Raw genomic sequence first — 24,156 nt, 5'->3', positions numbered from 1 at the left:
CGGTCATCCAGATTGACAGCTTTGGCCATTGCCGCGTTAGCCAAGCGGCGCGAACATCGTCGGACCGATGGTTCAACTCCAAAAACAAGAAACCAGGAGTCCGACGATGCGCGATTACGCCGAGGCAGCTCGTGCGTTCGACCATGCCCAGGCCGCTGCTGCGGCGTTGCATGGCGACCTCACTGCCCTCAATGCCTGTGTCGAATGCTGTGACCGCCATGCTGGCGACGGCAAGCTGGCGCTGATCTACGAGGACCGCGATGGCAATGGCGTGCGGTACAGCTTCGATCACCTTCAGGCGCAAGCCGCCCGTTTTGCCAATGTCCTCAAGGCGCAGGGCGTAGAGCCCGGAGACCGGGTTGCCGGCCTGATGCCGCGTACGCCTGAACTGCTGATCACCATCCTTGCCACCTGGCGCCTCGGGGCGGTGTACCAGCCACTGTTCACCGCGTTCGGCCCCAAGGCGATCGAGCATCGACTGGAACAGTCGCACGCCCGTGTCGTGGTCACCGATAGCCACAACCGCGCCAAGCTGGATGATGTGCACGCTTGCCCGGCGATCATTACGGTCAATGCCCGCGACGGCGAACTGGACTTCCAGCAATGCCTGGACAGTGCAGCAGACGTTTGCGAGCCGGTGATGCGTTCGGGCAACGACCCGTTCCTGCTCATGTTCACCTCGGGTACCACTGGCCCGGCCAAACCGCTCGAAGTGCCGCTGCGCGCCATCGTCGCCTTCCAGGGCTACATGCGCGATGCCATCGACCTGCGCCCCGAAGACAACTTCTGGAACCTGGCCGACCCAGGCTGGGCCTATGGCTTGTATTACGCCGTTACCGGCCCGCTGTCGCTTGGCCATGCCACCACCTTCTACGATGGCCCGTTCAGTGTCGACAGCTGCGCCCGGGTGATCGCCAAGCTGGGCATTACCAACCTGGCCGGTTCGCCTACGGCGTATCGGTTGCTGATTGCTGCCGGCAATGACTTCTCGGCCCCGATCAACGGCCGTCTGCGGGTGGTCAGCAGCGCTGGCGAGCCACTGAACCCGGAAGTGATCCGCTGGTTCGCCGACGAGCTGGGCGTGACCATCCACGACCACTATGGCCAGACCGAGCTGGGCATGGTCTTGTGCAACCACCATGGCCTGGCGCACCCGGTGCATCTGGGTTCGGCCGGCTTTGCCATCCCGGGGCACCGCATCGTGGTGCTGGACGAGCAGGGCAACGAACTGCCGGCCGGTCAGCCAGGCATTCTTGCCGTGGACCGCGAGCAGTCACCACTGTGCTGGTTCGGTGGCTATCACGGCCTGCCAACCAAGGCCTTTGTCGGCCACTACTACCTCAGCGGTGACACCGTCGAGCTTAACCAGGACGGCAGCATCAGCTTCGTCGGCCGCAGTGACGACGTCATCACCACCTCCGGCTACCGCGTCGGCCCGTTCGACGTGGAAAGTGCGCTGATCGAGCACCCTTCGGTGATCGAGGCGGCGGTGATCGGCAAGCCGGACCCCGAGCGTACCGAGCTGATCAAGGCGTTCGTGGTGCTGGCCAGCGGTTACCAGGCCAGTACCGAGCTGGAAGACGCCCTGCGCCAGCACGTGCGTCAGCGGCTTTACGCTCACGCATACCCCAGGGAAATCGAATTCGTCAGCGAGCTGCCCAAGACCCCGAGCGGCAAGCTGCAACGCTTCATCCTGCGTAACCAGGAAGTCGCCAAACAACAAGCGCAACAGGCCACCCCTGCCAGCGCCTGAAAAGGAACGAGATCATGCAGATAGCCAACAAACACTTCATCGTCAGCGGCGCCGCGTCCGGGCTGGGCGCAGCCACCGCGCAGATGCTGGCAGAGGCTGGCGCAAAGGTCATGCTGGTCGACCTCAATGCCCAGGCCGTCGAGGCCAAGGCCCGCGAGCTGGGTGACAATGCCCGCTTTGCGGTGGCCGACATCAGCGACGAGCAGGCCGCCCAGGCGGCGGTCGATGCGGCTGTGAGCGCCTTCGGCAGCCTTCACGGGCTGATCAACTGCGCCGGCATCGTCGGTGCCGAAAAGGTGTTGGGCAAGCAAGGCCCACACGGTCTGGCCAGCTTCACCAAGGTCATCAACGTCAACCTGATCGGCAGCTTCAACATGCTGCGCCTGGCCGCAGCGGCCATGGCCGAAGGCCAGGCAGATGACAACGGCGAGCGCGGGGTGATCATCAACACTGCCTCAATCGCCGCCTATGATGGCCAGATCGGCCAGGCCGCCTATGCTGCCTCCAAAGGCGCCATCGCCAGCCTGACCCTGCCGACTGCCCGCGAGCTGGCGCGCTTCGGCATCCGCGTGATGACCATCGCTCCGGGCATCTTCGAAACACCGATGATGGCCGGCATGAGCGACGAGGTACGTTCCTCGCTGGCGGCTGGCGTGCCGTTCCCGCCGCGCCTGGGCCGCCCTCAGGAATATGCCGCGCTGGCCCGCCACATCATCGAGAACAGCATGCTAAACGGCGAGGTGATCCGCCTCGACGGCGCGCTGCGCATGGCTGCCAAGTAAGGAGAACGCACATGACCCTCGCCAATGACCCGATCGTTATCGTCAGTGCCGTGCGCACGCCCATGGGCGGCCTGCAGGGCGACCTCAAGAGCCTGACCGCGCCACAGTTGGGCAGCGCCGCCATCCGCGGTGCCGTGGAGCGCGCCGGCATCGATGCCGCCAGCGTCGAACAGGTGCTGTTCGGCTGCGTGCTGCCTGCCGGCCAGGGCCAGGCCCCCGCCCGTCAGGCGGCGCTCGGTGCCGGGCTGGACAAGCACACCACCTGCACCACCCTGAACAAGATGTGTGGCTCGGGCATGCAGGCGGCGATCATGGCCCATGACCTGCTGCTGGCCGGTACCGCCGATGTGGTGGTGGCCGGCGGCATGGAAAGCATGACCAACGCACCGTACCTGCTGGACAAGGCCCGTGGCGGCTACCGCATGGGCCACGGCAGGATCATCGACCACATGTTCATGGACGGCCTGGAAGATGCCTACGACAAAGGCCGCCTGATGGGCACCTTTGCCGAAGACTGCGCCCAGGCCAATGCCTTCAGCCGCGAAGCCCAGGACCAGTTCGCCATCGCCTCGCTGACCCGCGCCCAGGACGCTATCAAGAGCGGCCGCTTTGCCGCCGAGATCGTGCCGGTAGAGGTCGCCGAGGGCAAGGAGAAGCGCGTCGTCAAGGACGACGAGCAACCGCCCAAGGCGCGCCTGGACAAGATCCCGCTGCTCAAGCCGGCCTTCCGCGACGGGGGCACGGTGACCGCCGCCAACTCCAGTTCGATCTCCGACGGTGCTGCGGCGCTGGTGCTGATGCGCCGCTCCGAAGCCGACAAGCGTAGCCTCAAGCCGCTGGCGGTGATCCACGGCCACGCCGCGTTCGCCGACACCCCGGCGCTGTTCCCCACTGCGCCGATCGGTGCCATCGACAAACTGCTGAAACGAACCGGCTGGAGCCTGGGCGAAGTCGACCTGTTCGAGATCAACGAAGCGTTTGCCGTGGTCACCCTGGCGGCGATGAAGCACCTCGACCTGCCGCACGACAAGGTCAATATCCACGGTGGCGCCTGCGCCCTGGGCCACCCGATCGGCGCCTCGGGCGCACGTATCCTGGTGACCCTGCTGTCGGCCCTGCGCCAGAACAACCTGCGTCGCGGCGTGGCTGCCATCTGCATCGGCGGTGGCGAGGCCACGGCTATGGCGGTCGAATGCCTGTATTGAGGTGAACCATGCTGGTAACTGACGAGCAACAACAGATCGCCGACGCGGTACGCGCCTTTGCCCAGGAGCGCCTCAAGCCGTTTGCCGAGCAATGGGACAAGGCGCATCGCTTCCCGAAGGAGGCCATCGAGGAAATGGCCGAGCTTGGCCTGTTCGGCATGCTGGTGCCGGAGCAGTGGGGCGGTAGTGACACCGGCTACGTGGCCTACGCCATGGCGCTGGAGGAGATCGCTGCCGGTGACGGTGCCTGTTCGACCATCATGAGCGTGCACAACTCGGTGGGTTGCGTACCAATCCTGCGGTTCGGCAACGAGCAGCAGAAGGCGCAGTTCCTGACCCCGTTGGCCATGGGTTCGATGCTGGGTGCCTTCGCCCTGACCGAGCCGCAGGCCGGTTCCGACGCCAGCAGCCTCAAGGCCCGTGCAAGGCTGGAGGGTGACCACTATGTACTCAACGGCAGCAAGCAGTTCATCACGTCCGGGCAGAATGCCGGCGTGGTGATCGTCTTTGCCGTGACCGATCCGGATGCAGGCAAGCGTGGCATCAGCGCGTTCATCGTGCCCACCGACTCCCCGGGCTACCAGGTGGCGAGGGTCGAGGACAAGCTGGGCCAGCATGCCTCGGATACCTGCCAGATTGTCTTCGACAATGTGCGTGTGCCGGTGGCCAACCGCCTGGGCGCGGAAGGCGAGGGCTACAAGATCGCCCTGGCCAACCTCGAAGGTGGCCGCATCGGCATTGCCTCGCAGGCGGTGGGCATGGCCCGCGCGGCCTTCGAAGTGGCCCGCGACTACGCCAACGAGCGGCAGAGCTTCGGCAAGCCACTGATCGAACACCAGGCCGTGGCCTTCCGCCTGGCTGACATGGCCACGAAGATTGCCGTTGCCCGGCAGATGGTGCTGCATGCGGCCGCGCTGCGTGATGCCGGGCGTCCGGCACTGGTGGAAGCTTCGATGGCCAAGCTGTTTGCCTCGGAAATGGCTGAAAAGGTCTGCTCGGATGCCTTGCAGACCTTGGGCGGTTATGGCTATCTGAGCGACTTCCCGCTGGAGCGGATCTACCGCGACGTTCGGGTCTGCCAGATCTACGAAGGCACCAGCGACATTCAGCGCATGGTCATTGCGCGCAATCTTTGAAGGAGCAGACTGCATGGCATTCGAAACCATCCTGTTGGACATCCACGGCAAGGTCGGCCTGATCACCCTCAATCGCCCGCAGGCGCTGAACGCGCTGAATGCGCAGATCGTCGGCGAGATCAACCAGGCCCTGGACCAGCTCGAGCGTGACCCGAACATCGGCTGCGTGGTGCTCACCGGCTCTGCCAAGGCGTTTGCCGCCGGTGCCGACATCAAGGAAATGGCCGAGCTGCAATACCCACAGATCTACGTTGAAGACTTGTTCAGCGATTCCGATCGTATTGCCAACCGACGCAAGCCGATCATCGCCGCAGTCTCCGGTTTCGCCCTGGGCGGTGGCTGTGAACTGGCGATGATGTGCGACTTCATCCTCGCTGCCGACAATGCCAAGTTCGGCCAGCCGGAAATCAACCTCGGCGTGCTGCCGGGCATGGGTGGCACCCAGCGCCTGACCCGTGCGGTGGGCAAGGCCAAGGCCATGGAACTGTGCCTGACCGGCCGCTTGATGGGGGCCGAGGAAGCCGAACGTGCCGGCCTGGTGGCGCGCATCGTGCCGCAGGCAGAACTGCTGGAAGAAGCGCTGAAGGTCGCCACCACCATCGCCAGCAAGTCGATCCCGGTGAGCATGATGGTCAAGGAAAGCGTCAACCGTGCGTTCGAGGTGACCCTCAGCGAAGGTGTGCGCTTCGAGCGCCGGGTGTTCCACGCCGCGTTCGCCACCGAAGACCAGAAAGAGGGCATGGCGGCTTTCATTGCCAAGCGCGAAGCCCAATTCAAGGATCGTTGATCCTGGCGCCGGGCCCGGGTGCATGCCTTGAGGGGTTCGCCGCCATTGAGATCGAGCGCCGCCCGCGCGGCGCATCGCAGGCAAGCCTGCTCCTACATCTGTTTCGGGCCAGTCATGCCTGTGCCATTTGCGCGCGGCCCCTTGTTTGTACGACACGATATCGAGTCATGCGCCAAGGGGCCGCGCGCCAATGGCTCAGAACTCACTGGCCCGAAACAGATGTAGGAGCAGGCTTGCCTGCGATGCGCCGCGCGGGCGGCGCTCGATCTGATAGACGCTGCAATTATTGTGGCGAACACCTGGCAGCCCTAACCCGACCTCCCAGGCACCGACCAGCGGATTCTATGTAGCAGAAGCAAATTCGCACCCGATTGCTGTTGCTCAAGGCGGCGTGGCGCCTTAGACTGCCGCCCCCTGTAAAAGAGTGCCGGTTGGCGCTTGAAGAATTCCGCTGTCGATGCCAAGGCGTCGGCGGCACCTGAATCGCCCAAATGCACATTTTTTCATAGAGAAATCGATGACCAAGGAACAGTTGCTGGCCATGTCGGCCGATGACTACATGAACGCTGACCAGCTGGCTTTCTTTGCTGGCCTGCTGCAGGCGATGAAAGTCGAAACCCATGAACGCATCGAGCTGAGCCGCGCCACCATCGAAGGCCTGGACACCCCGTCGGACCCTGCCGACGTGGCCTCGGTCGAGGAAGAGCGCAGCTGGCTGGTGAATGCCATCGACCGCGACCAGCGCTTGCTGCCGCAGCTGGAAATGGCCCTGGACCGTATCTCCGACGAGAGCTTCGGCTGGTGCGATGACAGTGGTGAGCCGATTGGCCTGAAGCGTTTGCTGATCAGCCCGACCACCAAGTACTGCATCGAAGCCCAGGAGCGCCACGAGCAGCTCGACCGCCACCAGCGTCAGGTCTGACCGGACGTAGTGCGCCAAGCCCCATGGAGCGATCCCTGGGGCTTTTTGCGTTTCTTGCGGGAAAGGCCTCGCGCTATTTGTTGCTCAAGGCGTAACACTGCTGTACCAGGATGCGCTGTTACACGGCAGTCACTGGGCGTATCATGACCTTATCGTTAGGGTGCTATCTAAGTGCCGGAGGGAATGATGAACTGCCGGGTCGATGTAGCGGTGATGATCGGTTCAGGTGTGCCAGCGAGCCTGCAGGCATTGGGCAAAAGGGTTTGTTGGGTGGTTCTGGTCAACGGCGAGCGCCGTGGCACTGCGTTCGCCACTCGTGGTGAGGCCATGGAATGCCAGGCTGCCTGGTTGCAGCTTATGCAAGATGGCCACGCCGCCTGATCAGTTTCAGGCTTCCAGGCTGCGGGCCAGTGCGCAGGCGTCGTGGTGCCGTCGGCGAAAGCCCTTGACCCTGCCAGTGGCGCTTTCGGTCACGTGAAAGAAGTCGATACCTGCGGGTATGACGATGTAACGAGGTTTGTTGCTGACGCATGCGAGGTAAGAAATGTTCTTTACCTCTCGACGGATTTCAGTGTTTTCGTGCATATTCATTCCCAGGTAATGCGCTGATGGATGCCTGAGCCCGTTCTGCCGAGGGGCCTGCAGTTATCTATCGCATCTTTTCTGGCGGGTTTGTTGTCAGACATTACGCTTCCCTGATAGGGAATATGCCGAAAGCCTGTTTTGAGGCCAGATCTGGCAAGCCAGAGTAAAGTTTCCTGCGTGCTGTATCGTCAGCAGGCACAGACGTTTCGTGCATCAATTTATTATTCTTTTCGCCTATCGAATTGAAATGGCCGCGTCTCACCGACTCCGAGTGAGGGCGGATGTCACCGGTTTGAGGATTACTTCATTGGCAGTCAGTACACTGGATACCCACGCCTTGTTTGCCCTGGGCGATTTGCGCGGCAAGTTGGCCAAGCTGTTTCAGGGTCGCTTCATCTATGTCACCGAGCAGAGCCCCGAAGGCCTGTACATGGCCGAGATCGACACCGAAAGCGCCCTGGTGGTCGATGACAAACAGCGCCTGGAACTGAAGGTCGGCGATCATTTTCGCGCCGCCGTCTTGCCCAGCCGAGAAGGCGGCAAGCTGGAAATGCGCTTTCGCGAAATCAAGCTGAATGTCTACGGTGTGGGCGACTACGCATTTGTTTCCGTTCCTGAAGGCGAGGGCATCGTGTTCCGCGAAGGGCAGGGTGTGATGCTGGTGTTCGCCGCCCAGCAGCAGGTTCAGGAAGGCCTGGGCAAATTGCTCAAGGCGGTGACTGGCAAGGTCGCCAAGTGGCGCAAGGGTGAGCTGACCACCTTCAAGGCCAGTGAATGAGCGAGCATGACGAAGCGCCCGGTACGCGTGCCGCGTTTCATCGGCAGCACCAGGCGCAAGCCATGGCCGCGGCCCAGCGCCTGCTGGCGCAACGTGAGGCAATGGGTTCGAGCTGGTTGAATTGGGTGGCAGCCCAGCTCTATCAGCTGAGCCCGCCTCCCTATGCCGCCATGGTGCGGCGTGAACTGCAGCGCCTTGACCAAGGCTGAGCCCAGCCGTTTCAGTTGCCGCGATCGCGGCCGCTGCTCACTTCTTCAGGTACGGCTTCTTTCGACATGCGCTTGCGGAACAGCGCCGCCCTGGCCAGCAGCAGGGTGGTGACCGGCACCGTGATCGACAGCAGGATCGGAATCAGCCAGGCGTGCAGCACCGGGCCATCCTTGAGCCAGGAAAAGTAGATGATCGATGCCAGCGCCACGCACCAGGCGCCGATGGTCGATGCCAGTGCTGGCGGGTGCATGCGCTGGAAGTAGTCTTTCAGCCTCAGCAGACCAATGGCGCCGATCAGCGCGAAGAGGCTGCCGATCAGCAGCAGGGTGGCAGTGACCAGCTCCAGCCAGAACGGCAGTTCAAGGGTTTCGGTCATTCGATCACCTCACCACGCAACAGGAACTTGGCCAGGGCGAACGAGCCGACAAAGCCGAACAAGGCAATCAGCAGGGCACCCTCGAAGTAGGTGTCACTGGCATAGCGGATCCCCAGCACCAGCATCGTCAGCATGCCCAGGATGTACAGGTAGTCCAGCGCCAGCACCCGGTCCTGGGCGGAAGGGCCACGAAACAGTCGGATCAACGCCAGGCCCATGGCCAGGGCGAAGATGAACAGGCTGGCGAGGACTGAATTGGCGAGCAGGCCTGTCATTCGAAGATCTCCATCAACGGGCGTTCGTAGGTGAGCTTGAAGTGCTCGATGAAGGCCGCTTCGTCATCCAGTTCGAACACATGCAGCAGGAGTACGCTGCGGTCCAGGGCCAGCTCCGACCACACGGTGCCGGGCACCACCGTGGTGATCATCGACAGTGCCGCGAGGCCGTGGGCGTCGCGCAGGTCCAGCGGGATGTGCACGAAGGCCGAGCGTGGCGGGTGTTGCCCGGCACGCAGTACGCCGATGGCTACCGACAGATTGGAACGGATGACATCAATGCCGACCTGGCCAATCAGTCTTGCCACCACCCAGGGTTTACGTACATGCGCGTGTTGCGGGCGCAACGGTGCCATCAGCAGCGGGGCCAGCACGCCAAGTGCTGCGGCCAGCAACAGGTTGCCGGGGCTGACCGACAGGTTCAACAGCAGCCAGAGCACGAACAGTGCAGCGGACAGCAGCGGCGCGGGGAACAGTCGGCTCATGGCTGCACCTGTACGTCGAGTGTGGTCGGGCCGGGGACAGGGCGGGCAGCCATCACGGCTTCGATATAGGTGTCTGGTGCCTGCAGGCTGGCAGCGGTGTCCTGGGTGTAGCGCAGCAGCGGTTCTGCCCTGAAGCTGAGAATGATGCACAGGCCAAGCAGAATCACGATCGGCAGGCACTCGTAGCGTCGCAGCAGCGGCGAGGGGCGCTCTTCGGGCTTCCAGAAACGCTGGATGCCGACCCGGCCAAAGGCAATCAGCGAGGCCATGCCGGAGAGAATGAGCAAGGCCACCAGCACCCAGCCCGCCGCCGACAGGGGGTGTTCGGCTGGCATGCCCAGCCCCTGTGGATTGAACAGCGCGCTGATCAGGTTGAGCTTGCTGACGAACCCGGATAGCGGTGGCATGCCGATGATCAGCAGGGCGCAGGCGATGAAGCTCAGGCCGAGGAACGCCATGGTCCAGGGAATGATCTGGCCGATGACCACCTTCTGCTCGTCGTCGAGGTTGATGCCCTTGGGAGGGTGCAGCGACTCGAGCGGTGAAGGCATGGCGTCTTCCTCGTCATCCAGCGGCGCTTCGTTGGCCGAGCGCGAGCGCTCGATCAGTTCGGCCAGCAGGAACAGCGCGCACAGTGCCAGGGTCGAGTTGACCAGGTAGAACAGCGCTGCGCCAGTGAGCGCCGGTTGGGCGAAACCGACCGCGCCAAGCAAGGTGCCGGCAGAAACCAGGATGCTCAGTGCGGCCATGCGCTCCAGGCGCTGCGCGGCCAGTATCGACACTGCCGCCACGGCCAGGGTGACCAGGCCTCCGTAGATCAGCCATTGCCCGCCGAAATGCGCCGAAGCACCGGCCTGCCCGGAGAACAGCAAGGTCCACAGGCGCAGTACGGCATACAGGCCGACCTTGGTCATGATGGCGAACAGCGCGGCGACGGGCGCACTGGCCGAGGCGTAGGCGGGCACCAGCCAGAAATTCAGCGGCCAGATGCCGGCCTTGGCCAGGAAAGCGATGGCCAGGATCGCCGCGCCCGCATGCAGCAGGCCACGATCGGCTTCCGGCACCAGTGGCACCTTCAGGGCCAGGTCGGCCATGTTGAGGGTGCCGGTCACGCCATACAGCATCGCCGCGCCAACCAGGAACAGCGATGAGGCAAACAGGTTGATGGCGATGTAATGCAGCCCGGCACGCACCCGCGCACGGCCCGAGCCATGCAGCAGCAAGCCGTAGGAGGCGGCCAGCAATACCTCGAAGAACACGAACAGGTTGAACAGGTCAGCGGTGAGGAAAGCGCCATACAGGCCCATCAGCTGGATCTGGAACAACGCATGGAAGCTGGCGCCGGCACCATCCCAGCGGGCGCGAGCGAACAGCAGGGCGCTGATGCCGATCACGCCGGTCAGGGTCAGCAGCAGGGCTGCAAGATGATCCAGCACCAGCACGATGCCAAACGGCGCGGGCCAGTTGCCGGGCAGGTAGACGCCGATCGATTCTGCCTGCCCTTGGGTACGCACCCACAGCAGCAGGCTGACTGCAATGGCCAGCCCGGCAAAGGTTGACAGCAGATTCAGGCGCGCCTTGATCTGGCGATGCTTCTCGCCCAGCAACAGCATCACTGCCGCCGTCAGCAACGGCAGCAGGATGGGGGCGACGATCAGTTGACTCATGCCACTCATTCGTCACGCTCCCGGCCGTCCACATGGTCGGTACCGGTCAGGCCACGCGATGCCAGCAGCACCACCAGGAACAGCGCGGTCATGGCAAAGCTGATGACAATGGCGGTGAGCACCAGCGCCTGTGGCAGCGGGTCGGTGTAGTGCAGCAGGTCCTGGGTCACGCCGTCCTTGATGATCGGCTCCTTGCCGATGAACAGGCTGCCCATGCTGAAGATGAACAGGTTGACCCCATACGACAGCAGGCACAGGCCCATGATCACCTGGTAGGTGCGCGGGCGCAGGATCAACCACACCCCCGAGGCGGCCAGCACACCGATGGCGACTGCAATGACTTCTTCCATCAGGCGGCTCCTGCTTGGCTGGATTTCGACGGGCTGCCTGGGCGGTAGGCGCGCACCGACTGGTGCGCCAGGGCGGTGAGGATCAGCAGCGTCGAGCCGACCACCACGGTGAACACGCCGATGTCGAAGAACAGCGCGCTGGCCACGTGCACGTCGCCGAGCAGCGGCAGGTGCAGGTGGGCGGTATGGGTGGTGAGGAACGGGTAGCCGAGCAGCATGGCGCCGACCCCGGTCAAGGTCGCGCAGAGCAGCCCGGTGCCCATCCAGCGCAGCGGTCGCAGGCTCATCTGTGCCTCGACCCACTGGGTGCCGGCCACCATGTACTGGAGGATGAATGCCACCGACATCACCAGGCCGGCAACGAAACCGCCGCCTGGCTGGTTATGGCCGCGCATGAACAGGTACATCGACACCAGCAGGGCGATTGGCAGCAGCAGGCGCACCAGTACTGCCGGCACCATCATGAAGCCAAGTGCGGTGTCGGTGGCATGCCGCGGGTTGATCAGGTCGGTGACCACGTCGGGTGCCAGTTGGCGCTGCTGGGCCGGCAACTGCATGCTCTCCTTCGGCGGGCGGAAGCGCCGCAGCAGGGCGAACACGGTGAGCGCCACGGCCACCAGCACGGTGATTTCGCCGAGGGTATCGAAACCGCGGAAGTCCACCAGCATCACGTTGACCACGTTGGTGCCGCCGCCTTGCGGCAGGGCGCGGCTGAGGTAGAACGACGAGATATCGTTGGGCGTTGGCCGGGTCAGCATGGCGTACGACAGCGCCGCCATGCCGCCGCCGACCAGTACCGCCAGCAGCAGGTCGCGCAGGCGTCGGGCACGGGCACGCTCGAGGCTGCCGGGCAGCGGCGACACACCTTCGATACGCCGTGGCAGCCAGCGCAGGCCGAGCAGGATCAGTACTGTGGTGACCACCTCGACCACCAGTTGGGTGAGGGCCAGGTCCGGGGCAGAGAACCAGACGAAGGTGATGCAGGTCATCAGGCCGCACACGCCGACCATGATCAGCGCCGCCAGGCGGTGGTACTTGGCCTGGTAGGCCGCACCGATGGCGCAGGCGATAGCGATCAGCCACAACGCGACGAACACGCCGGAGCCCGGGATCTTCGGCCGGTCGCCCCAGCTCAGGCCGCTGTACAGCATCGGCGTGAGGCCGGCGAGAAAGGCTGCCAGCACCAGCATGAACAATTGCGATTGCAGGCGGCGGCTGGTCAGCAATCGCTCGATGCGTCGCGCCAGCAGCATCAGCCGGACCTGACCGTGTTCGAACAGGCGCTTGCCATTGAAACGCTCGATCAGCGGCGGATAAGGAAAGCGCCCAAGGCGAAGCTGGTTGCGCAACAGCAGGTAGAGGACGATACCGCCGCTCATGGCCACCAGGCTCATGATCAGCGGGGCGTTCCAGCCGTGCCAGATGGCCAGGCTGTATTCCGGCAGCGTGCCACCCACTACCGGCAGGGCGGCGGCGGCGAGCAGCGGGCCGACCGACTGGGCCGGGAAGATACCGACTACCAGGCAGGTGAGTACCAGCAGTTCCACTGGTGCACGCATCCAGCGGGGCGGTTCGTGTGGTGTGTGCGGCAGGTCTTCTGCCGTCGGCCCGAAGAACACGTCGACGGTGAAGCGCAGGGCGTAGGCGACGCTGAAGGTACCGGCGAGGGTGGCGATCACCGGCAGGGTCGCTTCGACCCAGGCGGTTGAACTGATGAACACGGTTTCGGCAAAGAACATTTCCTTCGAAAGGAAACCGTTCATCAACGGCACGCCGGCCATCGAAGCACTGGCCACCATGGCCAGGGTCGCGGTGTAGGGCACCAGGCGGATCAGACCGCTCAGGCGGCGGATGTCTCGGGTGCCGCTTTCATGGTCGATGATGCCGGCGGCCATGAACAGCGAAGCCTTGAAGGTGGCGTGGTTGAGAATGTGGAATACCGCGGCGACCGCTGCCAGCGGGCTGTTGAGGCCCAGCAGCAGGGTGATCAGGCCCAGGTGGCTGATGGTCGAATAGGCCAGCAGGCCCTTGAGGTCGTTCTGGAACATCGCGGCGAAGGCGCCCAGCAACAGGGTGATGGCACCCGCGCCACTCACGATCCAGAACCACTCTTCACTGCCCGACAGCACTGGCCACAGGCGCGCCAGCAGGAACACACCGGCCTTGACCATGGTCGCCGAGTGCAGGTAGGCGGAAACTGGAGTGGGTGCTGCCATGGCATGGGGCAGCCAGAACTGGAAGGGGAATTGCGCACTCTTGCTCAGTGCGCCGATCAGGATAAGTGGCAGCAGCACCGGATACAGTGCGTGCTGGCGGATGGTTTCGCCGGCAGCCAGGACCTTGTCCAGGTCGTAGCTGCCGACCACATGGCCGAGCAGCAGGGCCCCAACCAGCAGGCATAGGCCACCGGCCCCCGTGACCATCAAGGCCATGTAGGCACCGCGGCGGGCGTCGGCACGGTGATGCCAGTAACCGATCAGCAGGAACGAGAACAGGCTGGTCAGTTCCCAGAAGAACACCAGCTGGATCAGGTTGCCGGAGATCACCAGGCCGAGCATGGCGCCCATGAATGCCAGGAAGAAGGCAAAGAAGCGTGGCACCGGGTCCTGCGGCGACATGTAGTAGCGGGCATACAGCGAGACCAGGGTGCCGATGCCCAGTACCAGCAACGAGAACAGCCAGGCGAAACCGTCCATGCGCAGGACCAGGTTCAGGCCCAGGCTGGGCAGCCACAGCAGTTCTTCGCGGATCACGCCGCCATCGGCAATCTGAGGATACAGCAGTGCTACCTGGACGGTGCCGACCAGGGCCACGAGCCCGGCAAGGACGGACTCGGCGTTACGTGCGTTGTGTGGCAGCGCAGCTGCCAGGCAACTGCCCACGAACGGCAGAAGCAGTAGCACTATCAATGACATAGCGTTCTATTCTGGAAAGGTTTGCAAGGATCATACGTGCCGGGACGTTGATCACCAACACGCAAGCTGTCGCAGAATCCTACAAAAGCGCTGTGACAAGCTGTTTTTTTATAACAGTTTTTTACAGAGCATAGACGCTGCCGGGCGCTTTACAGCCCGACTTCAGTTTCGCGGGGGGAGGGTACTTCGAGGGTTTCGCTGGCTTCACGGTTGCGCCGGATCTTCAGCTCGCTGACCACCACGGCGATGACGATCAGCAACCCGCCGATCAACGCGATGCTTGGCAGGCGTTCGCCGGCAATGCGCCCGACGATGCCGGCCCATACCGGCTCGCCCGCGTAGATCAGCGTGGCGCGGGTGGGTGGAACCGACTTCTGTGCCCAGTTCATCGCTACCTGGATCACCGCGCTCATGGCACCCAGGCCCAGCGCGCTGAGTAACAGCAACCAGGAAAAGTCGGGGAGGCGCTCCTGGGTCGGCACGATCATCAGGAACGCCAGCAGCGAAGCGGTCGCCAACTGCACCACGGTAACCCGGCGCACATCGACCTGGCCGGCGAAGCGACTGATCAGGATAATCTCGGCGGCGATGGCCACGGCGCTCACCAGGGTCACCACTTCACCCTCGCTGAAATGCAACGCACCGCCTTCGGGGCCGGCCAGCAGCATGAGCCCGACGAACGCCAGGCAGATGCCGATGCTCGGCATCAGCCCTGGGCGGCGGCCCAGCACCAGCCACTGCAGCAATGGCACGAACGGGACATAGAGTGCGGTGATGAATGCCGACTGACTGCTGCTGATGGTTTGCAGGCCCATGGTCTGCAGGCCGTAGCCCAGCATGATGGACACGCCAATCAGCACGCCGGCCTTCAGTTCGGTGAAGGTCAGGCCGGACAATGCACGCGCCGAGGCCAGGCCGACGAACAGCGCCGCTGCGGCGAAGCGCAGGCCGACGAAGAACATCGGGCCGCTCACGGTCATGACGTTGTGTACCAGCAGGAAGGTACCGCCCCACAGCATGGTGATGAACACCAGCACCATTTCCGCCTTGCTCAGGCGAAAAGATACCGCGGTCTGTGGGCTGCTGGTCGGTTGGCTCATGGTCTTGCGCACTCGGAGGGGGCGGCGCACAATCGCCGCAAAGTGGGCAGTATACTGCGCAATTCTTACAAGTGAGCAATATAGTGCACAAAGATTCCGCGCACCGTGCATCGGTGCTGCAGCATGTCAGCCTTAATGTCCGCAGCCTGCGCAACGCGGCCGGGATGAGCCAGAGCGCCCTGGCCGAACGTTCCGGGGTCAGCCGGCGGATGCTGGTGGCGATCGAGGCGGGCGAGAAGAATGTCAGCCTGACCACCCTCGACCTGATTGCCGAAGCCCTCGGGGTGGCGTTCAGCACCCTTATCCAGGCCCCGGATCAGCGCGACCCCAGCCGTATCGACGAGCTTGCCTGGACCGGCGAGCACCCGCAAAGCAAGGCCGTGCTGTTGGCCAGCAGCACGGCCCGGCGCGAAGTGGAAATCTGGGAATGGACGCTCGCCCCTGGCGAGTGCTACACCAGTGAAGCCGATGCCGAGGGCTGGAGTGAGCAGATCTACGTGGCCGAAGGCCAATTGACGCTGATCATCGAAGGCGCCGAGCACTGCCTGCAGGTCGGGCAGTTCCATGTGTTCCCCAGCAACTGCCGCTATGCCTACCGCAATGACGGAGCAGTGCCCGTGCGCTTCGTGCGTAACGTGGTGATCTGACCAGCTTGCCGGTCAGCCCTTGAGCAACGCGTCGGTCTTCACCACCTTGGCATAGGCAAACGCCAGTGCGGCCATGGCCGAGTCGTGCACATGGGCGGCCGGTACCTGCTTGCCATCGAACTCCAGCGGCAAGGTGGCGCAGGCATCGTGTGCCACGGTGACGTCGAAGCCGAAGTCGGCGGCGGCGCGAGAAGCGGCATCGATGCACATGTGGCTCATGCTGCCGACGATGGTCACGGCCTTGATCTGATGCTGGTCCAGCGTCTGCTTCAGGTTGGTACCGAGGAACGCGTTGACCTTGTGCTTGAGCACTACGGGTTCGCCCGCCGCAGGGGCCACCTTGGCGTGGATGGCTGCGCCCGGTGAGCCGGGCGCGAAGAAGGGGGCATCGGCGCTCTCGAACTCATGCCTGACGTGAACCACCAGGTCTCCCTTGTTGCGTGCCGCAGCGAGCAGGCGTGCGGCGTTGTCCGCCGCCTTGTCGGCACCGTCGAGGGTCCATTTGCCGCCGGGGAAGTAGTCGTTCTGGATGTCGATGATGATCAGCGCCTGCTTGCTCATGCTGCCTCCTGTGGCAGTAGTCGTTGGATGACGATAGTTATAGGCTGTGGGCATCGACTTGAGGATTGGCGCGATCGACACAATGACGGCAAAAACTGACAGCCCCGGCAGCCTGGAAATCGGTCTGCTGCACTATCCGGGCGCGCAGCGCGCGGCGTTGCATGGTCTGAGCGATCTGTTCAGCGTGGCCAATCGCGTGGCTGCCGAGCTGGGCGCTGCCGGGTTGCCGCAGATCCGGGTCAGCCACTGGCAGGTCGATGAGGCGGGTCAGTTGCAGTTCATCGAGGATAGCCTGGGCGCACCGAGCCAGCCGCTGCGCGTGTTGATCATTCCACCGAGCCTGGAGTCGACCCCGCCACCAGACCTGCTCGAACGGCACCGGCAGCCCTTGTGCCAGTGGCATGGCCAGGGCACGGTGCTGGCGTCGGTGTGCATCGGCGTGTTCTTCATCGCCGCCAGTGGCCTGCTCGATGGCCGCGCAGCCAGTACCCACTGGAATTACGCGCAATCTCTTGCCGAGCGTTACCCCAAGGTCCATGTGGAGGCCAACCAGCCGCTGCTGGATGACGGTGACATCATGACCTCTGCCGGGTTGATGGCCTGGACCGAACTGGGGCTGCGCCTGCTGGAGCGCTATCTTGGCGCCTCGGTGGCCTGGGAGACGGCGCGCTACATGTCCGTCGAGCCGGTTACCAGGCCTTTGCCGGGGGCGCTGTTCAATCCGCGCCTGGATCACGGTGACGAGGCGGTGCTGAGGGTTCAGCACTGGTTGCAGGCCGCCGGTGCGCAAGATGCCGACCTCGCCGGCATGGCAACCTGCGCCGGGCTGGAGGCGCGTACATTCCTCAGGCGCTTTCGTGCGGCCACCGGCCTGAAGCCCACCGAGTATTGCCAGCAGGTAAGGGTGGGGCGCGCCTGCCGGATGCTGGAGTTCACCCGGCGCACGGTCGAGCAGATTGCCTGGGGAGTCGGGTATCAGGACCCGGGGGCGTTTCGCAAGGTGTTTCAACGCATCACCGGCCTGACACCCAGCGAGTACCGGCAGCGCTTCACCTTGCCCTGCTCAGGGTAGGTGCGGCCCTGGCCCCTCATCGGCCAGGTGATCCTGGCGGTTGCGCAGCGGGCATTCCTTCAGCGACATGCAGCCGCAACCGATGCAGCCGTCGAGTTGGTCGCGCAGCCTGACCATCTCGTCGATTCGGTGGTTCAGGTCCTCGCGCCAGCGCGCGGAGAGACGCTGCCAGTCTTCGGCGGTCGGGGTGTGGTCGTTGGGCAGGGCGGCCAGGGCGCAGGCAATCTCGGCCAGCGGAATGCCCAGGCGCTGGGCCATCTTGATCACCGCGACCCGGCGCAGCATTGCCCTCGGATAACGCCTCTGATTACCCGCATTGCGGGTGCTCTGGATCAGGCCCTTGGTTTCATAGAAATGCAGCGCGGTCACTGCCACGCCGCTGCGAGCAGCCAGCTGACCGACACTGAGCAGCTTTTCCGTGGCTGCAGGTGCTTTATTGGGCATGGGAAAAAACGCTTGACCTTAAGTTAACTGGAGGTTTTACCCTGCTGTCCATTCCGAAGCAAGCGTTCGCAGCAAGGAGACTCGCCATGACGGCCAGCCCGCATTCCCTGTGGTTTACCCAGATGATTGAATATGAAGTACCCGCTTCGCGCCAGGCTGCGCTGGCAGAGGCCTTGGTCACGCGCAGTGAGGAGTTGGCTGTGCGTTGCCAAGGTTTGCAGAGTGTCAGCATCCAGGCCAGCGACGATGGCAGCCGGGTCTTGCAGTACCTGCAATGGCAGTCGCGCCTGGCTTGGGTGGAAGCTGCGGAATGTTTTGCCGAAGAGCCATTCTTCGACCTGCTCAGCCGCCATCAGGCACGTGGTGTCAACTTTGCCGCGTACCAGACGCTGCGCAGCCTGGTACGTGGGGCTGAGGGTGGACTGCACTGCCAGGTCGGTGACCCTCAGGCATACCAGGGGGCGTAGTGTGGGTAGCGGTCCAGGCGTGCGCCGACCACCATTTCGCTGATCCAGGCGGCCAGGATAGCGCTGTAGGCCTTCTGGCTTTCCTCGCTGGATAGCGCGTGATCGGCGCCATCGACCATTCGATGGGTCAGCGAATGAGCGCTGAAGAATGCCGAGCGGTAGCTCATCAGTGTGGCGTGTGGCACATAGTCATCCTGCTCCGATTCGACCAGCAACACATCGCCGGCAAACTCGGCACAGGCGGCCAGTGCGCGGTTGTCGGAAGGGCCGAGCAGGCGCAACCGGTAATCGTTCAGGCGCTGACGGTCAAGGGCTTGCTTGGGCATGTTCCATTCGTCGTCCCAATACATCGCTGGCACGCGCAAGGCCAGCCACTTCACCGGCCGTTGCAAGGTCAGCAGGGTAGCCAGGTAGCCCCCGTAGCTGCTGCCGATGATGGCGATGGCGTTGCTGTCCACCGCCGGGTGGCTGATCAGCCGGTCGTAGGCCGCCAGCAGGTCATTGAGGTTCTGCTCACGGGTGACGGTCAGGCGCTGGCTTTCGGTTTTCTCGTGGCCGCGCAGGTCGAAGGTCATGCACACGCAGCCCAGCCCGGTGATGTGCCGGGCGCGCGCCAGGTCACGCTGCTGGCTACCGCCCCAGCCGTGAACGAAAAGAATGCCGGGCATCTTGCTGCCAGGGCTGACCAGGGTGCCGACGATGTTGTCATCCTCGACCTGCAGTTGCACGGTTTCACTCTGAATGCTCATGCTGGCGAATCCGCGCGTATTTGCTGAGTTGTCCGAGTTCACTGTCGTTTCCTTGATAGAAGAGCGTGGCGTCAGTGGGCAAGTCGGGGGTGCCGAAAACTTCATGGGTGGAGGCGCATACTTGCTGCAGTGCCGGGTCGTCGGCGAATGCTTGCAGTGCCAGGAGCTCTGCGCTGCTGGCTCCCCCGAGACGCCAGGATTGTTCGAGTACTCCGCTGCGCAGATGGCCTTGGGCCGTGGTGCCGCGGGCGATGTCGTAGTTGCGCCGCGATGCGATGAAGCCCGGGAAGTGCTGCTCGGCGGCTTGTTCGTAGGCCATGGCCTGGTTGATCGAAAGGCGTTGGTGATCTTCCAGGGGAAGTTGCAGCAGGGCCTGGTAGTCGCCACGGACGATGACGAGCTCGGAGCCGCCATAGACTTCGCTGCCCTGGTGGTCTCGCGTCAGCTGCTGGGTGCCGTGATAGCTACAGGTCATGCCAGCGACGCGGACTTGGCCGACGCTGAAGGTCTCGACATTGCCCAGGTCTTCTTCCAGCACCAGGCCCCACAGGGCCAGGTCCCCGTCATCGATGTTGGCCAGCAGCGGTTCCAGTTCATCGGCATGGGCGATGACTTGCTGGCCGCGGCCGGCGCAGGCCAGCACCGGCTTGATCCGCAAGGGGCCATCACGCAGCAGCAGCAGGGCGGCGCGCCGGGCATCGACCTTGCTGAATACGGTGTAACCGCAGAGCAGGGCGTCACTGGCCTGGCGGACGAAGGCATCGGTCCAGCCTGGTGGGAATTCGGCCTCGGCCGGCAGTGGGTGGGAAATGGCCTTGGTGGCCATGTAGGGGTAGCTGACCAGCCCACCGAACAGGTCCTGCTCGCTGCGAATGCCCATGGCGGCATAACGCTCAAGGCCGACCAGGGTTTCGGTCGGCAAGTAATAGTAGTGTGGGTCCTCCTTGGCTGGCGCTTCGGGCAGTACCGCCTGACAACCCAGCAGCCGGGCCAGGCGGTCAGCCAGTTTCAAGTGCACGGCATGTTCATGTTCCGGGGTGTGCTCGCGGGTGTCGAGCAATACCACGGCAGTCTTCCGATCGCTGGCACTGGGCATGGGCATCTGCCTCTGTGCAATGAATGTACAGTTTGTGAAGCCCATGACAGCGGTAAGTTCAGCTGGAAGTGACTGATGGTCCCGGCCCGGTTGTAGGAAACGTCTTGTTTGCAGGTGGCGGGATGGGCATAGCATGCCGTGAGTCGGTCGCCACGATTGCGGCACCGTGGCAGCTGTTCCATTATTCTCAACCTGGAATAACCACGATGTGTCCGCAGGAGTGCGCATGAACGTTCAGACCACGATTCAGCAAAGTGTGCCGGAGCGCCTGGCGCGCGTGCGCGCAGTCATGGCCCGTGAGGGGCTCGATGCCTTGCTGGTGCCGTCGGCCGACCCGCACCTTTCCGAGTACCTGCCGGGCTACTGGCAGGGGCGTCGGTGGCTGTCGGGTTTCGATGGTTCGGTAGGCACGCTGGTGGTCACCGCGAACTTTGCCGGTGTGTGGGTCGACAGCCGCTACTGGGAGCAGGCCGAGAAGGAGCTGGCCGGTAGCGGTATCGGCTTGATGAAGCTGTTGCCAGGCAAGCCGGGAGCGCTGGAATGGCTGGGTGACAATGTTCCGCTGAAAGGCACCGTGGCCGTGGATGGGGCGGTCATGGCGCTGGCCTCGGCGCGCCAGCTCGAAGAGCGGCTCCAGGCCCGCGAGGCGCGTCTGGTAACCGATCGCGACGTGCTCGCCGAGGTATGGGAGGGCCGCCCGGCGTTGCCTGGCAACCCGATCTATCAGCACCTGCCGCCCCACGCCACGGTCAGCCGGGCCGAAAAGCTTGGCCAGCTGCGGGCCACGTTGGAGGACAAGGGGGCCGATTGGCACTTCATCGCGACCCTGGACGACATTGCCTGGCTGTTCAACCTGCGCGGTAGCGATGTGTCCTATAACCCGGTTTTCGTTGCCTTTGCACTGATCGGCAAGGACCAGGCGATCCTGTTTGTCGGTGCCGGAAAGCTTGATCAGCACTTGTGCCATGTACTGGCGGCCGACGGCATCGAAGTGCGCGATTACACCGCAGTTCAGCAGGCTTTGGCGGAGCTGGCGGCGGATAGCCGGCTGCTGGTCGACCCGGCTCGTGTGACCTGTGGTTTGCTGAAGCACCTCGATGCCAAGGTTCAACTGGTCGAAGGGCTGAACCCGACCACGCTGAGCAAATCCCGCAAGGGTGAAGAGGAGCTGGTGCACATACGTCAGGCGATGGAGCAGGATGGCGCGGCCTTGTGCGAATTCTTCGCCTGGTTTGAGGAGAACCAGGGCCGGGAGACCATCACCGAATTGACGGTCGATGAGCAGTTGAGTGCTGCGCGTGCCCGCAGGCCGGGCTTCGTCTCGCTGAGCTTTTCGACCATTGCGGCGTTCAATGGCAACGGCGCAATGCCGCATTACCGCGCTACCGAAGCGTCCCATGCAGTCATCGAAGGTGATGGCCTGCTGTTGATCGATTCCGGAGGGCAGTATCTGGGCGGCACCACCGATATCACGCGGATGGTTCCGGTGGGCACGCCGAGCCTGGAGCAGAAGCAGGACTGTACGCGCGTTCTCAAGGGCATGATCGCCTTGTCGCGTGCCAGCTTCCCGCGCGGCATCCTGTCACCGTTGCTCGATGCCATCGCACGGGCGCCGATCTGGGCAGACCAGGTCGACTACGGCCATGGTACCGGGCATGGCGTTGGCTACTTCATGAACGTGCACGAGGGGCCGCAGGTGATTGCCTATCAGGCGGCAACCACGCCACAGACGGCAATGCAGGTGGGCATGATCAGCTCGATCGAGCCAGGTACCTACCGGCCAGGCGCCTGGGGCGTACGTATCGAGAACCTGGTGGCGAACCGCGAAGCGGGCAAGAGTGCGTTCGGTGAGTTCCTGTGTTTCGAGACCTTGACGCTGTGCCCTATCGATACGCGCTGCTTGCTTGCGGATCGACTGACCAGGGATGAGAAGGAATGGCTCAATCGCTATCACGCAACGGTGCGTGAACGACTAGCGCCATTGCTGCAAGGGGCCGCACTGGCTTGGCTGGAGGCGCGTACAGCGCTGCTGTGATCGCGTTGGCGTTGCGTAGATGAAAGAAGGGCAGCCCGTGGGCTGCCCTTTCCTATTTGCAGATGACGATCATGCTCCGGCTGGTGTAGCCGGCGGGGTTGATGCCGAACAGGTAATCCCCGGGCTCCTCGTCGGTGTCTCCGGAGCGGGCGATTACCTTGTAACCGCGCGAGCTGCAGGAACTGGCTGCCTTGCTGTAGCACTTGTCCCACGAGGAGGACAGCCCTGAGCAATTGATATGCAGGCCCTTTTTCCCCTTTTTGACCTCAGTCTTGGCCGTTGCGGCGCATCCGGCAATGGCCAAGACGGCCAGGATGAGCAAAATACGTTTCATTCCTGTCCTTAAATGCAGGGCTGATCAGCTGTCTGGCCCCGTCGTTATCGCATCGGTTCGTCCTGAATGTTCCTCGGCTTCCGTGTCCGCACAAGTAGATAGCGTAAAGATTATGATTTTGTGACAGCTTAATCAGCGAGGCGATTGGGGACAATGATTAATCTCGTCTCAAATGACAATATTTCTCAAATCAGTCTGCGGCGAGTGCAGGATTGGCCTCGCGGCGCATGGACAATGTGGCGCCGACCGAGGCTGCGATGATGGCAAGAATTGCCAGCCACTGGGTAGTGCTCAGTACTTCGCCGAGGAACAGCAGGCCTGACAGTGCGCCAATTGCCGGTTCGATGCTCATCAGCGTGCCGAAAGTGCGGGCTGGCATGCGGGTCAGGGCGACCATTTCCAGGCTATAGGGCAGGGCGGTCGAAAGCACGGCGACGCCCAGTGCCAGCGGGATGACGGCGGGGGTGAGCAATGCACTGCCGGCATGCACGATGCCGATGGGCGCGACGAACAAGGCTGCGACCACCACTCCGAGAGCGGCGCTCTGGATGCCGTGCTCGGCACCGGCGCGCTGGCCGAAGAGAATGTACAGTGCCCAGCACACACCTGCGCCAAGCGCATAGGCTGCGCCCAGCAGATCAAGCGGCTGGCCACCGTGCCCGACCGGTAACAGCAGCAACAGGCCGGCGACTGCCAGAGCAATCCACACGAAGTCCAGTGCACGGCGTGAAGCGAACAGCGCCACGGCCAGCGGGCCGGTGAACTCCAGGGCGACGGCGATGCCCAGCGGTGTGGTCTGCAGGGACATATAGAAGAGGAAATTCATGCCGCCCAGAGACATGCCGTAGATGACGACGTTGCGCAGGGTGCTGGCGGTCATGCGCACCCGCCACGGTCGCAGGATCAGTAGCATGATGATGCTGGCGAAGATCAGGCGCAGGGTGGTGGTGCCCTGAGCGCCGATGATGGGGAACATGCTTTTGGCCAATGAGGCGCCGGACTGGATCGAAGCCATGGCAATGAGCAGCAGGCCGATCGGGAAGAGAGTGGCGGCCAGGCTGCGGGGCTGGGTGTTCATTTCTGCGCGGCTATCCTTGGGAGGTGTGCGGGGTTGTGCAATATAGTGCGCAATTGGCGGTGCGAGGTGCAAGGTTCCTTTTATAGCAATGGGCTTTTCACCGAATGTTTCAGTTTCTTGAAATTAAAGGTTGACGCGCTTTCGAATCCCCTTATAATGCGCCCCACTTCCAGCGACATCGGAACGACAAACTCCTTGAAATTCAATGAGTTAGGTAGTTAGGGTGAGGTTGGAGGCGCTTCGATCGAAAGGTCGATAGCGGTTGAGATGAAGGTTGACAGCGGTTTTAAACGCTGTATTATTCGCCTCCCGCTAGCGAGTGATCGCAGCGAGTCAAGTGTTTGAAG

27 protein-coding genes are annotated in these 24,156 nt (G+C 63.3%); 13 read left to right on the top strand and 14 right to left on the bottom strand.

Going from position 1 to position 24,156, the window contains the following annotated elements:
- Nucleotides 1-106 precede the first annotated feature (106 nt).
- The 7 genes from ACIPZ8_RS10870 to ACIPZ8_RS10840 all read left to right on the top strand — a co-directional run bounded on the left by ACIPZ8_RS10870 (nt 107) and on the right by ACIPZ8_RS10840 (nt 6,966).
- The gene (locus ACIPZ8_RS10870; protein ID WP_400722546.1) at nt 107-1,753 is read left to right on the top strand and encodes an acyl-CoA synthetase; all 1,647 of its coding nucleotides are present in this window, start codon (nt 107-109) and stop codon (nt 1,751-1,753) included.
- A gap of 14 nt (nt 1,754-1,767) precedes the next feature.
- Entirely contained in the window at nt 1,768-2,535 is a 768-nt protein-coding gene (locus tag ACIPZ8_RS10865; protein WP_400722543.1) for an SDR family NAD(P)-dependent oxidoreductase, read from the top strand.
- Between the two features lie 11 nt (nt 2,536-2,546).
- Entirely contained in the window at nt 2,547-3,740 is a 1,194-nt protein-coding gene (locus tag ACIPZ8_RS10860; protein WP_400722541.1) for an acetyl-CoA C-acyltransferase, read from the top strand.
- A gap of 8 nt (nt 3,741-3,748) precedes the next feature.
- Nucleotides 3,749-4,876: an acyl-CoA dehydrogenase gene (locus ACIPZ8_RS10855; RefSeq protein WP_400722538.1), complete on the top strand. Its 1,128-nt coding sequence runs from the start codon at nt 3,749-3,751 to the stop codon at nt 4,874-4,876.
- Between the two features lie 13 nt (nt 4,877-4,889).
- Complete coding sequence (locus ACIPZ8_RS10850; RefSeq protein ID WP_103446659.1) at nt 4,890-5,663, top strand: enoyl-CoA hydratase; 774 nt, start codon at nt 4,890-4,892, stop codon at nt 5,661-5,663.
- Between the two features lie 517 nt (nt 5,664-6,180).
- Entirely contained in the window at nt 6,181-6,585 is a 405-nt protein-coding gene (locus ACIPZ8_RS10845) for a TraR/DksA C4-type zinc finger protein (RefSeq protein ID WP_027919101.1), read from the top strand.
- Nucleotides 6,586-6,771: 186 nt separating this feature from the next.
- Nucleotides 6,772-6,966 carry a hypothetical protein gene (locus tag ACIPZ8_RS10840; protein ID WP_400722534.1) on the top strand — a complete coding sequence of 65 codons (195 nt, stop codon included), beginning with the start codon at nt 6,772-6,774 and terminating at the stop codon, nt 6,964-6,966.
- 6 nt (nt 6,967-6,972) lie between these two features.
- Here ACIPZ8_RS10840 and ACIPZ8_RS10835 read toward each other — a convergent pair whose 3' ends face one another.
- A complete protein-coding gene (locus tag ACIPZ8_RS10835; protein WP_400722532.1) occupies nt 6,973-7,170 on the bottom strand; it encodes a hypothetical protein in 198 nt (65 codons plus the stop codon).
- A gap of 307 nt (nt 7,171-7,477) precedes the next feature.
- Between ACIPZ8_RS10835 and ACIPZ8_RS10830 the strand changes: the two genes are divergently transcribed.
- Both ACIPZ8_RS10830 and ACIPZ8_RS10825 read left to right on the top strand, forming a co-directional pair.
- Entirely contained in the window at nt 7,478-7,948 is a 471-nt protein-coding gene (locus ACIPZ8_RS10830; RefSeq protein ID WP_159411344.1) for a hypothetical protein, read from the top strand.
- A complete protein-coding gene (locus ACIPZ8_RS10825; protein ID WP_400722529.1) occupies nt 7,945-8,157 on the top strand; it encodes a hypothetical protein in 213 nt (70 codons plus the stop codon). The genes ACIPZ8_RS10830 and ACIPZ8_RS10825 overlap by 4 nt, the downstream gene beginning before the upstream one ends.
- An 11-nt stretch (nt 8,158-8,168) precedes the next feature.
- On the opposite strand, the gene ACIPZ8_RS10820 is transcribed toward ACIPZ8_RS10825, so the two are convergent.
- The 7 genes from ACIPZ8_RS10820 to ACIPZ8_RS10790 form a co-directional block, all read right to left on the bottom strand.
- Complete coding sequence (locus tag ACIPZ8_RS10820; protein WP_400722526.1) at nt 8,169-8,534, bottom strand: Na+/H+ antiporter subunit G; 366 nt, start codon at nt 8,532-8,534, stop codon at nt 8,169-8,171.
- Nucleotides 8,531-8,809, bottom strand: coding sequence for a K+/H+ antiporter subunit F (locus tag ACIPZ8_RS10815; protein ID WP_400722523.1), 279 nt, complete (start codon nt 8,807-8,809; stop codon nt 8,531-8,533). Before ACIPZ8_RS10815 ends, ACIPZ8_RS10820 begins: the two co-directional genes overlap by 4 nt.
- Complete coding sequence (locus ACIPZ8_RS10810; RefSeq protein WP_400722520.1) at nt 8,806-9,294, bottom strand: Na+/H+ antiporter subunit E; 489 nt, start codon at nt 9,292-9,294, stop codon at nt 8,806-8,808. The genes ACIPZ8_RS10815 and ACIPZ8_RS10810 overlap by 4 nt, the downstream gene beginning before the upstream one ends.
- Nucleotides 9,291-10,970, bottom strand: a complete 1,680-nt coding sequence (locus tag ACIPZ8_RS10805; RefSeq protein WP_400722517.1) for a monovalent cation/H+ antiporter subunit D — start codon at nt 10,968-10,970, stop codon at nt 9,291-9,293. The genes ACIPZ8_RS10810 and ACIPZ8_RS10805 overlap by 4 nt, the downstream gene beginning before the upstream one ends.
- Nucleotides 10,967-11,311: a Na+/H+ antiporter subunit C gene (locus tag ACIPZ8_RS10800; RefSeq protein ID WP_003250128.1), complete on the bottom strand. Its 345-nt coding sequence runs from the start codon at nt 11,309-11,311 to the stop codon at nt 10,967-10,969. Before ACIPZ8_RS10800 ends, ACIPZ8_RS10805 begins: the two co-directional genes overlap by 4 nt.
- Entirely contained in the window at nt 11,311-14,226 is a 2,916-nt protein-coding gene (locus ACIPZ8_RS10795; RefSeq protein ID WP_400722514.1) for a monovalent cation/H+ antiporter subunit A, read from the bottom strand. Before ACIPZ8_RS10795 ends, ACIPZ8_RS10800 begins: the two co-directional genes overlap by 1 nt.
- 149 nt (nt 14,227-14,375) lie before the next feature.
- Entirely contained in the window at nt 14,376-15,326 is a 951-nt protein-coding gene (locus tag ACIPZ8_RS10790; protein ID WP_400722512.1) for a DMT family transporter, read from the bottom strand.
- Between the two features lie 83 nt (nt 15,327-15,409).
- On the opposite strand from ACIPZ8_RS10790, the gene ACIPZ8_RS10785 reads away from it, so the two are divergent.
- Nucleotides 15,410-15,973, top strand: coding sequence for a helix-turn-helix domain-containing protein (locus tag ACIPZ8_RS10785; protein ID WP_400722509.1), 564 nt, complete (start codon nt 15,410-15,412; stop codon nt 15,971-15,973).
- A gap of 12 nt (nt 15,974-15,985) precedes the next feature.
- Here ACIPZ8_RS10785 and ACIPZ8_RS10780 read toward each other — a convergent pair whose 3' ends face one another.
- The gene (locus ACIPZ8_RS10780) at nt 15,986-16,534 is read right to left on the bottom strand and encodes a cysteine hydrolase family protein (protein WP_400722507.1); all 549 of its coding nucleotides are present in this window, start codon (nt 16,532-16,534) and stop codon (nt 15,986-15,988) included.
- A gap of 82 nt (nt 16,535-16,616) precedes the next feature.
- On the opposite strand from ACIPZ8_RS10780, the gene ACIPZ8_RS10775 reads away from it, so the two are divergent.
- Entirely contained in the window at nt 16,617-17,606 is a 990-nt protein-coding gene (locus ACIPZ8_RS10775; RefSeq protein ID WP_400722504.1) for a GlxA family transcriptional regulator, read from the top strand.
- Here the strand turns inward: ACIPZ8_RS10775 and soxR are convergent.
- Complete coding sequence (soxR, locus tag ACIPZ8_RS10770) at nt 17,598-18,050, bottom strand: redox-sensitive transcriptional activator SoxR (RefSeq protein WP_400722501.1); 453 nt, start codon at nt 18,048-18,050, stop codon at nt 17,598-17,600. The genes ACIPZ8_RS10775 and soxR overlap by 9 nt on opposite strands.
- A gap of 86 nt (nt 18,051-18,136) precedes the next feature.
- On the opposite strand from soxR, the gene ACIPZ8_RS10765 reads away from it, so the two are divergent.
- Complete coding sequence (locus tag ACIPZ8_RS10765) at nt 18,137-18,517, top strand: antibiotic biosynthesis monooxygenase (protein WP_400722498.1); 381 nt, start codon at nt 18,137-18,139, stop codon at nt 18,515-18,517.
- On the opposite strand, the gene ACIPZ8_RS10760 is transcribed toward ACIPZ8_RS10765, so the two are convergent.
- Both ACIPZ8_RS10760 and ACIPZ8_RS10755 read right to left on the bottom strand, forming a co-directional pair.
- Entirely contained in the window at nt 18,496-19,266 is a 771-nt protein-coding gene (locus tag ACIPZ8_RS10760) for an alpha/beta hydrolase family protein (RefSeq protein ID WP_400722495.1), read from the bottom strand. The two genes, ACIPZ8_RS10765 and ACIPZ8_RS10760, sit on opposite strands and share 22 nt — an antisense overlap.
- The gene (locus tag ACIPZ8_RS10755) at nt 19,250-20,368 is read right to left on the bottom strand and encodes a DUF3182 family protein (RefSeq protein WP_400722492.1); all 1,119 of its coding nucleotides are present in this window, start codon (nt 20,366-20,368) and stop codon (nt 19,250-19,252) included. The genes ACIPZ8_RS10760 and ACIPZ8_RS10755 overlap by 17 nt, the downstream gene beginning before the upstream one ends.
- A gap of 220 nt (nt 20,369-20,588) precedes the next feature.
- Here ACIPZ8_RS10755 and ACIPZ8_RS10750 point away from each other — a divergent pair, with 220 nt between their 5' ends.
- Entirely contained in the window at nt 20,589-22,397 is a 1,809-nt protein-coding gene (locus ACIPZ8_RS10750) for an aminopeptidase P family protein (protein WP_400722490.1), read from the top strand.
- Nucleotides 22,398-22,449: 52 nt separating this feature from the next.
- Here the strand turns inward: ACIPZ8_RS10750 and ACIPZ8_RS10745 are convergent, their stop codons facing one another.
- Both ACIPZ8_RS10745 and rhtA read right to left on the bottom strand, forming a co-directional pair.
- On the bottom strand, nt 22,450-22,731 hold the full coding sequence (locus tag ACIPZ8_RS10745; protein ID WP_400722488.1) for a hypothetical protein: 282 nt from the start codon (nt 22,729-22,731) through the stop codon (nt 22,450-22,452).
- A gap of 190 nt (nt 22,732-22,921) precedes the next feature.
- Complete coding sequence (rhtA, locus tag ACIPZ8_RS10740) at nt 22,922-23,809, bottom strand: threonine/homoserine exporter RhtA (protein WP_400722485.1); 888 nt, start codon at nt 23,807-23,809, stop codon at nt 22,922-22,924.
- Nucleotides 23,810-24,156 lie beyond the last annotated feature (347 nt).

It is taken from the genome of Pseudomonas sp. NPDC089422, assembly GCF_044749405.1.
Lineage (GTDB): Bacteria > Pseudomonadota > Gammaproteobacteria > Pseudomonadales > Pseudomonadaceae > Aquipseudomonas.
This window is presented reverse-complemented; position numbering and strand designations above follow the sequence as displayed.